Annotated in this window: 10 protein-coding genes, 1 tRNA gene and 1 pseudogene; 10 read left to right on the forward strand and 2 right to left on the reverse strand. The window is 64.3% G+C overall.

Features of this window, described 5'->3' with window-relative positions:
• Positions 1-177: 177 nt before the first annotated feature.
• Positions 178-252 (forward strand) — tRNA-Glu (locus ACNJX9_RS08860).
• A 516-nt stretch (positions 253-768) separates the two neighbouring features.
• Here ACNJX9_RS08860 and ACNJX9_RS08865 read toward each other — a convergent pair.
• Positions 769-834 (reverse strand): annotated as a pseudogene (locus ACNJX9_RS08865) (SEC-C metal-binding domain-containing protein); the annotation flags it as partial.
• A 1053-nt stretch (positions 835-1887) separates the two neighbouring features.
• Between ACNJX9_RS08865 and ACNJX9_RS08870 the strand changes: the two are divergent.
• The 7 genes from ACNJX9_RS08870 to ACNJX9_RS08900 all read left to right on the forward strand — a co-directional run bounded on the left by ACNJX9_RS08870 (position 1888) and on the right by ACNJX9_RS08900 (position 8688).
• Complete coding sequence (locus ACNJX9_RS08870) at positions 1888-2694, forward strand: transporter substrate-binding domain-containing protein (RefSeq protein WP_439410028.1); 807 nt, start codon at positions 1888-1890, stop codon at positions 2692-2694.
• A gap of 63 nt (positions 2695-2757) precedes the next feature.
• Positions 2758-3420, forward strand: a complete 663-nt coding sequence (locus tag ACNJX9_RS08875) for an amino acid ABC transporter permease (RefSeq protein WP_439408472.1) — start codon at positions 2758-2760, stop codon at positions 3418-3420.
• A 6-nt stretch (positions 3421-3426) separates the two neighbouring features.
• Positions 3427-4089, forward strand: a complete 663-nt coding sequence (locus ACNJX9_RS08880; RefSeq protein WP_439408473.1) for an amino acid ABC transporter permease — start codon at positions 3427-3429, stop codon at positions 4087-4089.
• Positions 4090-4102: 13 nt separating this feature from the next.
• Positions 4103-4873: an amino acid ABC transporter ATP-binding protein gene (locus ACNJX9_RS08885; RefSeq protein WP_057747007.1), complete on the forward strand. Its 771-nt coding sequence runs from the start codon at positions 4103-4105 to the stop codon at positions 4871-4873.
• A 457-nt stretch (positions 4874-5330) separates the two neighbouring features.
• Positions 5331-6821 carry an amidohydrolase family protein gene (locus tag ACNJX9_RS08890; protein WP_439408474.1) on the forward strand — a complete coding sequence of 497 codons (1491 nt, stop codon included), beginning with the start codon at positions 5331-5333 and terminating at the stop codon, positions 6819-6821.
• Positions 6822-6824: 3 nt separating this feature from the next.
• Positions 6825-7751 (forward strand): CobW family GTP-binding protein, encoded by a 927-nt coding sequence (locus tag ACNJX9_RS08895; protein WP_439408475.1) that lies wholly within the window; start codon positions 6825-6827, stop codon positions 7749-7751.
• Between the two features lie 67 nt (positions 7752-7818).
• Positions 7819-8688 (forward strand): urea carboxylase-associated family protein, encoded by an 870-nt coding sequence (locus tag ACNJX9_RS08900; protein ID WP_439408476.1) that lies wholly within the window; start codon positions 7819-7821, stop codon positions 8686-8688.
• Between the two features lie 89 nt (positions 8689-8777).
• Here the strand turns inward: ACNJX9_RS08900 and ACNJX9_RS08905 are convergent, their stop codons facing one another.
• Complete coding sequence (locus tag ACNJX9_RS08905) at positions 8778-9155, reverse strand: tautomerase family protein (RefSeq protein ID WP_439408477.1); 378 nt, start codon at positions 9153-9155, stop codon at positions 8778-8780.
• A 156-nt stretch (positions 9156-9311) separates the two neighbouring features.
• Between ACNJX9_RS08905 and ACNJX9_RS08910 the strand changes: the two genes are divergently transcribed.
• Entirely contained in the window at positions 9312-9911 is a 600-nt protein-coding gene (locus ACNJX9_RS08910) for a TetR/AcrR family transcriptional regulator (RefSeq protein WP_439408478.1), read from the forward strand.
• A 139-nt stretch (positions 9912-10050) separates the two neighbouring features.
• Complete coding sequence (locus ACNJX9_RS08915; protein ID WP_439408479.1) at positions 10051-11733, forward strand: methyl-accepting chemotaxis protein; 1683 nt, start codon at positions 10051-10053, stop codon at positions 11731-11733.
• The last annotated feature ends 41 nt before the right edge of the window (positions 11734-11774 follow it).

Consider the following 11774-nt stretch of genomic DNA (forward strand, 5'->3'; position numbering starts at 1 on the left):
GACCCATAGCCACCGAATTCGGTTGCGTGAACGAGATTGGCACTCCGATGTGCCTTAACCACGACCATTCGGGGTAATGGGTCGTGACTTTCGCCAGGACGAGGCTGCGGAGACGTTCGAAACCCGTCAATCCCACCTTGCCGTCGGCAAAATTCGCGGCTATGTCCTCTCCCTCACGCTCCCTTCGTCTAGCGGTTAGGACGCGGCCCTCTCAAGGCTGAAACAGGGGTTCGATTCCCCTAGGGAGCGCCAGTTTCAAGGCCGCGCCTCACGCGTAGCTCAGCCGGATCGAAGCCACTGCTCGGCGGTCAGGGCCTTCAGCTGCTCGAAATATCTGACATTCGGATCCTCGCCCGCTCCTGTTCCAGGCTTCGCGCCGCGCTCTTCGAAGTTGCGGACCAGGTCGTTCATGTGTCCGGCAAGGACAGAGCCGACCGCATGAATGGCCTCGTGGCGATCGAGCCCCTCGTCCATCAGTCGTTCCACCGTGCTTCGCACCGGCAGTTCGGGATCGGCAATCTGGCTCTCGACCACGGCATGGAGGGTCGCGTGCAGTTCTGGCCGCGGAAGGCGGATCCCCGCGCGTTGATGGTAATCCATCACGAGATCGATCCGTTCCTCCTCGTCCAGGGCAAGCCATTGCTCCGGGTCCGGTTCGATGAAGGGGTCGTACGCCAGCATCCTTCCTTCGGCTTCCTCGAGCGCCGACGAGACGAAATCCAGGGCATCGTCTTGGAGCAATCCGGACGACGACCCATCAAGCCGTTGCGCGTCGAGGCAGCACTTCTTGAACTTCTTGCCGCTGCCGCAGGGGCACGGGTCGTTCCGTCCGACCTTATGCGAGTTCATGATCGAGACTTTCGCTGACCCGGTCCTCTGGTGTCCTCGCCCATGACAATATCGATTTCGACGTGCCGGGGAAACCCTCCCTCCCGCAGGCCGCGGGCCGAACTGAGCGCCGTCACCGAAATACGAGTGCGTTCTCCATGGCGAATTCGGATTGGAGACGCGGTAAGGGCGCACCAAACCTTGCTCCTTAATGACCAAGTTGATGCCACAAGCGCTTAGCAGTTCGTCGGCTGCAGTGACTCTTCGCACCGCTGAGCGGCTAAGCAAACATTCTCTCGATTCACCGAGATCAGCCAAGGCGTCGATCTGGCGATCTTTCGTTTGGCCCAACCGACCGGCGACCTTCGCGAAGTAATTTCGATAGATTGTAGCCGCGCCGGCGGCGATCGCGCAGGCTGGGCCCTGCGTTGAATCGCTCTGATAGATGGTCACGCCGTCTTCCGGAGTTCCATTTCCAACAGGTTGAACTGCGAAGCAACTTGAAAGAGCGCGCCAGCAAGTGCGTGTTGCCAATGCATATCTCTGACGTCGCCGCCCAAAAGTCTCCGCAATGCAAAGCAGTGCATTGGTAGATCGTCGTCACAACCGTCGTGCCGGATGTGCCTGCCAACATTATGCGATGGCCTGCATCATCAACCAGAGATTAACATGATGCACTATGGCGAGACAGGCTGTGAAAGCCGTGAACTGTCTAACGACGAATTCCCGATTGGATCGCGCATTCCGCGACAGCCGAAGACTTCGTTCGGGTCCCGCCGCCGCAACCGGCGAGATTGGCCAGCTTATAGGTCTTGATGTGGGGGCGAACGGCCAGACCTGCCCGGTCGAATGACCTTGTGCGCGTGCGATGTTCTGCAGCACGACGCGAAATCGATCACCTACCGCCGAGATCCAGCTTCCACGTGTGCTCCAAAGCAGTTGACAAAGATCAGGGCATGTCCATTGATAAGGTGATCCGCTGTAGCGTTTTTGTGTCTACTATAATGGACGAAGGGGTAGAGCATGGCAATGATTCCGAAGGCAGTGGTGCTGGGGCTCATGGCGACCGCGTCTGTCGGCCTTCTTCCGAACGGCGCGATGGCGGCCAAGCTCGACGACGTGCTGGCACGCGGCAAGCTCGTGGTGGGCACCGGCTCGACCAACCCGCCTTGGCACTTCAAGGACGCGTCCGACACGCTTCAGGGCTTCGATGTCGACATGGCCAAGATCATCGCCAAGGCACTGTTCGGCGACGCGAAGAAGGTCGAGTTCGTCAACCAGTCGTCTGACGCGCGCATCCCCAACATCACCACCGGCAAGGTCGATATAACCTGCCAATTCATGACCGTGACCGGCGAGCGCGCCCAGCAGGTCAATTTCACGATCCCGTATTACCGTGAGGGCGTTGGCCTGATGCTGAAGGAAGGCGGCCAGTACGCCGACTACGCCGCACTGAAGGCGGCCGGCTCGTCCGCGACCATCGCCGTTCTCCAGAACGTCTATGCCAAGGAACTCGTCCACAAGGCGCTTCCCAAGGCGAGCGTCGACCAATACGAGTCGCAGGACCTGCTCTACCAGGCGCTTCAGTCGGGCCGCGCGGATGCCGCCGCCACCGACCAGTCGTCCATCGCCTGGTACGTCACACAGAACCCCGGCCAGTACAAGGACGCCGGTTACGGTTGGAGCCCGCAGACCTATGCCTGCGCCGTTGCCAAAGGCGATCAGGACTGGCTGAACTTCGTCAACACTGCCCTGCACGAAGCGATGACGGGCGTCGAGTTCGACACCTACGCCGCCTCCTTCAAGAAGTGGTTCGGCAAGGATCTGCCGCCCCCGGCGATCGGCTTCCCGGTCGAGTTCAAGTAACCGGCTGAGCCGGCCGTCCAGGCTCCGCGCCCGCACCGCCCCACGCCCAAGCGAGTGATCCCGATGGGATACACCCTGAACTTCGACGCCGTCTGGCGCAACTTCGACAACCTCCTCTGGGGTCTGGGCCTCAGCCTCACCCTGGCCGTTGTGGCGATCGGGATCGGCTGCGCCCTCGGCCTGATTCTCGCCTTCGGGCGGATCAGCCGATCCCGGCTCCTGTCGGTGCCCTCGGGTGCCTACGTCACACTGTTCCGCAACCTGCCCCTTCTCGTTATCGTCCTGTTCTCCTTCTTCGCGTTGCCGCAGCTTGGGCTGCGTCTGTCGAAGGCGAACTCGTTCGTGCTGGCGCTGGCCCTGTATTCGGCGGCCTATCTGGCCGAGGTGTTCCGCGGCGGCCTTCTGGGCCTGCCCAAAGGCCTGCGCGAGGCGGGCCTCGCCATCGGCCTGACGGAAGGGCAGATCCGCCGGCGGCTCGTCCTGCCCGTGATGTTCCGAGCCGTCCTGCCGGCGCTGGGGAGCACCTTCATCGGCCTGTTCAAGGACACTTCGCTCGCCGCCGCGATCGCGGTGCCCGAACTGACCTTCGAGGCGCGCAAGATCAACGTCGAGACCTTCCGCGTGATTGAGACGTGGATCGTGGCGAGCGGGCTCTACATCGCGACCTGCGCGATCCTTGCCGCCTTTCTGCGCCGCCTCGAAGCGCGACTCGCCGTTGCGAGGTAAGGCCCCGTGACCACACCTCTCTCTTTCTTCGAGATCGTCTGGCTCGCGCGCTGGCCGTTGCTCTACGGCCTCGGCACCACGGTCGCGATCTCCGCCCTCGCCATTCTGGGCGGCACGGTGCTCGGCACCGGCCTCGGCCTCGCTCTAACCTACGGCAACCGCGCCATGCGGGGAATCGCCCGCGTCTACACCGACGTGATCCGCGGCACGCCGGTCCTCGTCCTGGTGCTGGCGAGCTTCTACATTCTCGGCACCGTCGGCCTCGATCTGTCCGCCTTCCAAGCTGGCGTCCTTGCGCTCACCCTGTTTTGCGCTTCGCATGTCGGCGAGATCACACGCGGGGCGCTGCAAACCCTGCACAAAGGACAAACGGAGGCCGCCAAGGCGATCGGCCTGACGTTCGGGCAAACCTTTCGCTACGTACTCGGTCCCCAAGCGCTGCGTCTGGCTCTCCCGCCGCTCATCAACACCGCGGCTGAGATGGTGAAGGCCTCGACGCTTCTCTCGGTCATCGGTGTTGCCGAGCTTCTCCTGCGCACGCAGGAGGTCATCAGCCGCGCCTTCCACAGCCTCGAATTTTATCTCCTCGCCGGCCTCCTATACTTCCTCGTCAACTTCGCCATCGAGCGCCTCGGCCGGTACGTCGAGCGCCGCGTGAGCCTCGCGTGAAAGGCGCGCTTTAATGACCGCGAACCTTCTGGAAATCCGGGACCTACGAAAAAGCTACGGTCCGGTCGAGGTGCTCAAGGGCGTCGACTGCGACGTGCGGGCCGGCGAGGTGATCTCGATCATCGGCTCGTCGGGCTCCGGCAAGACCACGATTCTGCGCTGTGTCAACATGCTGGAGGAGTTCGAGGGCGGCACGATCCGCATTGACGGCGAGGAGATCGGCTATTCCACCGCCGGCGGCCAGCGCAAGCGCAAGGCCGAGAAGGAGATCGCCCGCCAGCGCGCGCTCACCGGCATGGCCTTCCAGCAGTTCAACCTGTTCCCGCACATGACGGCGCTGGAGAACGTCACGCTCGGCCTGACGCTCGTGCGCAGGATGGGCCGCGAGGAGGCGCGCGCCCTCGGCGAAACTTGGCTCGACCGCGTCGGTCTGCTCCAGCGCAAGGACTACTACCCCGCCAAGCTCTCCGGCGGCCAGCAGCAGCGGGTGGCCATCGCGCGCGCCATAGCCATGAGCCCGCGCCTGATGCTGTTCGATGAGGTGACCTCGGCGCTCGACCCCGAACTCGTGGCGGAGGTCCTGCAGGTGGTGCGCTCGCTCGCCGACGATGGCATGACCATGCTTCTGGTCACCCACGAGATGCGTTTCGCCTATGAGGTATCGAGCCGCGTCATCTTCATGAACGGCGGACGCATCGGCGAGGAGGGGAACCCGCGCGAGATGTTCGCCGCCCCGAAGACCGAGCGCCTTGCCGCATTTCTCCAATCCTCCCGCTTCAACTGACAAGACAGGATACATACAGCACGACCCGCAAGTGCCATGGAGCCGGCGAGAGCGGCGAACGGAAAATCATCTCGCAAGGTCGAGGGGCACCTAAGTGGGAGCGGCAGCGCTGGCAGCGCACTCGGCCTGTTCGACCTGGTTATTGGTCGGTGTTCATAAAGATGATTGGATTCATTTCAACAACATACGAGTTCGGTTCTGCTCTGAAGGCGGAGGGCCTGCTGGAACGATACAGGCAGGAGGTGCGCGAGACGTGATCGTGGTGTCATTTGCGCCCAAGAGAGTAGCGGCCTGACATCCTTGGCGGCGGCGGCCGGACCTCCGGTCCGGGCATGATGCATCGGCTTCCGTGGAGGTGGTCGTTGGCTTGGAAATCTGTCTCTATAGAGATGATCTCGCCTCCGAAGCTGCTGCCGGGCCTTTGGGGGCTTTGGAAATGGCTTGGCGGAGTGGCGATATGAGCGGTTTGGTGATCTCGGGCGGCCGGGTGGTGGATCCTGCGAGCGGAATGGATGCCATCGGCGACGTGGCCGTGGTCGACGGCAAGATCGCCGCGGTCGGCGCCTCGCTCGGCGGCGCCGAGCGGGTGATCGATGCAACCGGCCTCGTGGTCGCGCCCGGCTTCATCGATCTGCACGCCCATGGCCAGTCGATTCCCGCCGACCGCATGCAGGCGTTCGACGGCGTCACGACGACGCTGGATCTCGAGGCCGGCGTGCTGCCGGTCGGCTCCTGGTACGAGCGTCAGGCGCGGAAGGGTCGCGTGCTGAACTACGGCGCGGCCACCAATTGGGCCTTTGCGCGCATCGGCGCGATGACCGGCTCCAATGCGGAGAGCTCGCTGGAGGCGTTCGGCAATGCCATGCGCGACCGACGCTGGATGGATAACGTCGCGAGCGATGCCGAGGTGACGGGTATCCTCGATCGGCTTGCGCGCGGCCTCAACGAAGGCGGCATCGGCATCGGCATCCTGAACGCCTACGCCCCGGGCGCCGGCGTGCAGGAGCTGACCGCGGTTTGCCAGCTCGCCGCCAAGCAGAACGTGCCGACCTTCACCCATGTCGCCTACATGTCGCGCATCGACCCTGAAAGTGCGGCGGAAGCCTATATCCGCCTGATCGGCTATGCCGGCGCCACCGGCGCGCATATGCACATCTGCCATTTCAATTCGTCGAGCAAGACCGACGTCGAACGCTGCCGCGTGCTGATCGAGAAGGCGCAGGCGCAAGGCCTGCCCATCACGGTCGAGGCCTATCCTTACGGCACCGGCTCGACGGTGCTGGCGGCGGCCTTCTTCAGCGATCCCGAGTTCGTCGAGCGCAACGGCACCGGCTATGATTCCGTGCAGCGCGTGACCGACGGCTACCGCTTCCACGACCGCGAGGAGCTCTTGAAGGCGCAGGCGGAGGAGCCGTCCTCGCTGGTGCTCTGGCACATCCTCGACACCGAGCACAATGCGCATCATCGCGATCTGCTCGACATGTCGGTGCTCTATCCCGGCGGCGCGATCGCCTCCGACGCGATGCCGTGGACGACGTCGGACGGCAAGACCTACACCGGCGATGCCTGGCCGCTGCCCGACGATGCCACCTCGCATCCGCGCTCGGCCGGCTGCTTCACGAAATTCATCCGCGAATGGGTGCGCGAGCGCAAGACCGTGTCGCTGCTCGAAGGCGTGCGCAAATGCGCGCTGATCCCCGCCGAGATCCTGTCGCAGAGCACGCCCGCGATGCGCGCCAAGGGCCGGCTCGCCAGGGACGCCGACGCCGACATCGTCGTGTTCGACTACGAGAAGCTGTCGGACCGTGCGACTTTCACCGCGATGAATCGTCCGGCGGAAGGCGTGCGGCATCTCGTCGTCAGCGGTCAGCCGTTGATCACTGACGGGGTGCTGGATGTGGCGGCGCGGCCCGGAAAGCCCGTCCGCCGTCCCGTCATTGCGAGCTGATCCATGCCGGTCCCCATTCTGCTGGTGACGGGCTTTCTGGGGGCGGGCAAGACCACGGTCGTCAATCATCTGCTGGCTCACGCGGAGGGACGGCGCATCGCCGCCGTCGTCAACGATTTCGGCGCGATCAACATCGATGCGGAGTTGATCGCAGACGCAAGCGATGGCGTCGTCAGTCTTGCCAATGGCTGCATCTGCTGCTCGCTCGAAGGCGATCTGCTCCGCACGCTCTCCACCTTGCTGCGGCGTGATCCCAGGCCGGAATACATCGTCATCGAGACCAGCGGCGTCGCCGATCCCGCCGACATCGTGCGCAATCTGATGGATCCGGTGATCTTGCGCGAGGCGCCGCTGGAAACCGTGCTGTGTGTGATCGACGCGGCAACGCCGGCGGCGGCGCTGGACGATGCGCTGCAGCGCTCGCAGCTGCGCGTCGCCGATATCGTGGCGTTGAGCAAGCTGGATCTGGCCGGCGAAGGCGCAGGCGCGCGGATGCGCGAGGCCGTCCGCGCCCAGCGCGTGCCCGCCGTCGTGGTCGATGCCAGGCACGGCGAGATTCCATCCGCCTTGCTGTTTCCCGCCAGCGATCGCGCGCCCGCGCCGCGCGAGCCGGGGCCGAAGCGTCCGGCCGAAGAACGCTTCGAGACGCTGAGCTGGACCTCTGACCATCAGCTCTCGCTGCCGCGCCTGCAGCAGGTCATCGGCAAGCTGGCACCGAAACTGGCGCGCGCCAAAGGCCTGTTCGAAACCGTCGAGCAGCCCGGCCGCCAGATGGTGTTCCAGTTCGCCGGCGGCCGCGCAACGCTCGCGCCGGGTGACGCGTCCGCACCAGGCATGCCCCGCGCGCGCATCGTCTTCATCGCCGAGCTCGGCGTGCTCTCCAAGGCCGAGCTCGACGCGCTGATGGAGGGGTGCATTGCTTCGCCTTGAATTGAGGCGATAAAATCACTTCTCCAGTGTCAGCCGCCGCCTGTCTTGCCCCGTGATTGAGGCCATCATGTCCCTGAAGAACTCATCCGCCCCCACCGATGCGGACTCACGCCGTGCTGCCAAGCCGGCCATCGTCTATCCGGCGGGGTCGATGCCCGGGCCTGACATGACCACGCTCGAATCGGCGCGGCAGACGATGGTCAAGACGCACGAGCTCATCGTGCCGCCGCGCGATGCGCGCGCCTTTCGCGTCGCGCGCGGCCAGTTTGTCCGCATCGTCAGCATCGAAGGCCCTCAGGTCGGCGACCTCAATCTCTGGAACGAAGCTGATCTCTCCGAGCGCTTCTTCAGCGGCAAGACGCGGGCGCTTTACGGTACCCATGTCGGCCTCGGTGACAGGCTCTGGAGCACGATGCCTCATCTGCGGCCGATGGCGACCATCAGTCACGATACGCTGGGCTGGTATGGTTTCGACGCCGACGGCGCCGGCATCCATGATGTCATCGGCACGCGCTGCGATCCCTACACCAATCTCCTGCTGAACGGCACGAGTTACGATTTCTGCTGCCACTCCAACCTGTCGCGCGCGCTCGCCGCCGAATTGAAGCGCGATCCCGCCGCGGTGGAGCATCATGTCCACGATGTGCTGAACGTCTTCATGTGCACCGGCTTTACGCGCGAGACGCACCAATATTTCATGAAGGCAAGTCCGGTCCGCCCCGGCGACTTCATCGAGTTGTTTGCCGAGATCGACCTGCTCGGCGCCTTGTCCGCCTGTCCCGGCGGGGACTGCAGCGCAACCCATTCCAGCGATGCCGCGGCCTGTCATCCGCTCAAGATCGAAATCTTCGAGCCGGATCGATCGACATTGAAAGGCTGGTCCTGGCCGGCGCCGAGCGCGTATCACCGCCACCATGGCGCGCCTGCGGGAAGCTGAGCCCTCGTCCTCGACCGGCAATTCATCTCCGTGCACATACCATTCCGCACGCGAGGCCCACAGGACATGCGGTGACAGGTCCTCAGCGGTCACGCAAACTGAGCAACGCCGTGTCCGACGGACCAGTTCTCCGCGGGCGCGTCGACCACGTTGACGAACACGTCCTCGGGGCGGATGCCGGGGTTGTCGCCGAGCAGCTCGGCGATCCGGCGGTACAGCGCCTTCTTCTGCTGAGGGGTGCGCGAGGCGAACACGGTGATCTGGATCAGCACGGCGTCGTCGCTGCGTGCGACGCCATAGGCGTTGCCGCAGCGGAAGTTTGCCGGTGATAGCTCGTTGATGGTCATGAACTCGTCGCCCTCAGGCACGTTCAGCGCCTCCCGCATGGCGCGATAGAGACCGTCGAGGATCGCTTGTCGATAGGCGTCGGGCTTTCCGGCCCGCATCGAGATGTGAAGCAGAGGCATCGGCTGGTCCCTTTACGTGCGACCCCGACCGGCCCGGTGTATGCACGCACCGGTCGTTCGGCCCCTTGGCGAAACGGGCTATCAATCCCGCCTGGTTTTTGACACGATGTCTAGAAAACACATTCTTGACGCTGTGTCAAATACCCGGAGTGTCCATTGAGGCCGCGCGAATTCGATCATGACGAGGTCCTGCGCATCGCGTTCGATCAGTTCTGGCGCAAAGGCGTGCGTGGCGCCTCACTGTCGGACATCGCGCGCGCTTCAGGCGTTCAGCGCGGCAGCCTCTACAACGCCTTCGGCAGCAAGGAGGCGCTGTTCCTCCAGGCCTATGAGCGTTACGCCGGCGACTACCTGCTCGCCCTGCAAAAGGCGCTTGCCACCGGCTCATTGCGCAAACGACTGACGTCGTTTTTCGATCTCACCATCACCAATTTCCGCTCCGGCTCGCCGCCGCGCGGCTGTCCTACCACGCGCGGGCTGATGGAGCTTGGCGCGGTCGAAGGTGAAGGTCTTGACGAGGACGCGCGGGAGGCCTTTGCGAACCTGATATCGCGCATCGCCGCGCTGGTTCAGGACGCATTGGAAGCAGGCGCCGCGCGCGGCGAGTTCAGCGGCGACCCGGCCGCCGCTGCGCTGCACATCATCACGGTGACGCGCGGCCTCGCCGTGCTCGAACGCGCCTTCGATGAGGAGCCCCAGTTGCGCAAGATCGCCGCCCACACCATCGACCTCGTGCTCGGCAAGGGCGGCCGCTAGGCGTAACCAACAGCATTGATCTGGTTTCGGTGCCAGCGATTCGCAGAAGATCCGCCTCGGGAACCCGAATGCTTAAAGCTTTGCTAAGGGGGGAGCGGGATAATCTGGCATATCTCCCTGCCAAATCTTGCGAGCACCGATGATTTTCTCACGCATCAGTTTCAAGCTGGTTCTCATTGTCGGCATCAGCCTCGTCGGCATGATCGCGCTGGCGCCGATCGCGCTCTCGACCCTGCGCAGCCAGATGATTGCCGACCGCCAGGCCAAGACCCAGCACATGGTCGATGTCGGCTACGGCATCCTCGCGCATTACCAGAAGCTCGAGAGCGACGGAAAGCTCACGCGCGAGCAGGCGCAGGCCGGTGCCATGGCGGAGATCAAGAGCCTTCGCTACGACAAGGTCGAGTATTTCTGGATCAACGACATGGCCCCGAAGATGATCATGCATCCGATCAAGCCCGAGCTTGACGGCAAGGATCTCGCCGGAATGAAGGATCCGTCCGGCAACGCGCTGTTCGTCGGCTTCGTTGACGTCGTCAAGAAACAGGGCGCGGGCTTCTACAGCTATCTTTGGCCGAAGCCCGGCTTCGAGCAGCCGGTCGCGAAGATCTCCTATGTGAAGGGCTTTACGCCCTGGGGCTGGATCATCGGCACCGGCATCTATCTCGACGACGTCGACGTCGTCTTCCGCCAGGATGCGACGACGTTTGGCCTGGTTGGCCTCGCGGTGTTCGTGCTCGTGCTCGGCGCTTCCTTCGTGATCGGCCGCAGCGTGACCCGGCCGCTGGCGAAAATCACTGACCTCACCGAACGCCTCGCAGCCGGCGACAGCGCGTTCGAGGTGCCCTACACCGACCGCGCCGACGAGGTCGGCGGGCTCGCCAAGGCGCTGGCCGTGTTCAAGGACAATGCAGCGGCCGTGGGGCGGATGCATGCCGAACAGCAGGAAGCCAAGCAGAAGGCCGACGACGAGAAGCGCAAGACCATGGCCGATCTCGCCGGCAAGTTCGAGGCCAGCGTCCACGCCGTGGTCCGCGACGTCTTCAACGAGGCGCGCGCGATGCAGCAGGCCGCGCAAGGCATGTCGGAGACCGCCGACAAGGCGACCGAGCGCGCCAGCTTCGTCGCCACCGCCTGCCAGCAGGCCTCGAACAATGTTCAGACCGTGGCGTCCGCCGCCGGGCAGCTGTCGGCCTCCATCACCGAGATCAGCCAGCGCGTCGCACAGGCGGCGACCGTCGCCGACAAGGCGGCCGCCGACGGCCAGCGCACCAACGACACCGTGCAGGGGCTCGCGCAGGCCGCCCACAAGATCGGTGAGGTCATCGATCTCATCAACCAGATCGCCTCGCAGACCAACCTGCTCGCGCTCAATGCGACGATCGAAGCTGCGCGCGCCGGCGAGGCCGGCAGGGGCTTTGCAGTGGTCGCGAGCGAAGTGAAGTCGCTGGCGAGCCAGACCGCGAAAGCCACCGACGAGATCGGCGCGCAGATCACCGCGATCCAGGCCGAGACCAACCAGGTCGTCGGCAACATCGAGAGCATCCGCGCCACCATCATGGAGGTCAACGAGATCTCCTCGTCGATCGCGGCCGCGGTCGAGGAGCAGGGCGCGGCGACGCAGGCCATTGCCCACAGCGTGCAGGAGGCAGCGTCCGGCACCGACCAGGTCTCGCAGAACATCTCCCGCGTCACCGATGCGACGGCCGAGACCGGTCAGGCCGCAGGCCGCGTGCTGCAATCGAGCGGACGGCTCGCCGAGAAACTGCAATCGCTGGAGAACGAGGTCAGCGCCTTCGTTTCCGGCGTGCGGGCGGCCTGACGCGCATCTGCTCGGCGTTTTTCCGCGTCACGGCATCGCCC

The sequence above is a fragment of the Bradyrhizobium sp. BLXBL-03 genome, from assembly GCF_051853015.1.
GTDB lineage: Bacteria > Pseudomonadota > Alphaproteobacteria > Rhizobiales > Xanthobacteraceae > Bradyrhizobium > Bradyrhizobium manausense.

What these genes read in the sequence shown, in the direction of transcription:
- ACNJX9_RS08870 (WP_439410028.1), top strand. Translation starts at nt 1,888, where the DNA reads ATGGCGACCGCGTCTGTCGGCCTTCTTCCGAACGGCGCGATGGCGGCC.
- ACNJX9_RS08875 (WP_439408472.1), top strand. Translation starts at nt 2,758, where the DNA reads ATGGGATACACCCTGAACTTCGACGCCGTCTGGCGCAACTTCGACAAC.
- ACNJX9_RS08885 (WP_057747007.1), top strand. Translation starts at nt 4,103, where the DNA reads ATGACCGCGAACCTTCTGGAAATCCGGGACCTACGAAAAAGCTACGGT.
- ACNJX9_RS08890 (WP_439408474.1), top strand. Translation starts at nt 5,331, where the DNA reads ATGAGCGGTTTGGTGATCTCGGGCGGCCGGGTGGTGGATCCTGCGAGC.
- ACNJX9_RS08895 (WP_439408475.1), top strand. Translation starts at nt 6,825, where the DNA reads ATGCCGGTCCCCATTCTGCTGGTGACGGGCTTTCTGGGGGCGGGCAAG.
- ACNJX9_RS08900 (WP_439408476.1), top strand. Translation starts at nt 7,819, where the DNA reads ATGTCCCTGAAGAACTCATCCGCCCCCACCGATGCGGACTCACGCCGT.
- ACNJX9_RS08905 (WP_439408477.1), bottom strand. Translation starts at nt 9,155, where the DNA reads ATGCCTCTGCTTCACATCTCGATGCGGGCCGGAAAGCCCGACGCCTAT.
- ACNJX9_RS08915 (WP_439408479.1), top strand. Translation starts at nt 10,051, where the DNA reads ATGATTTTCTCACGCATCAGTTTCAAGCTGGTTCTCATTGTCGGCATC.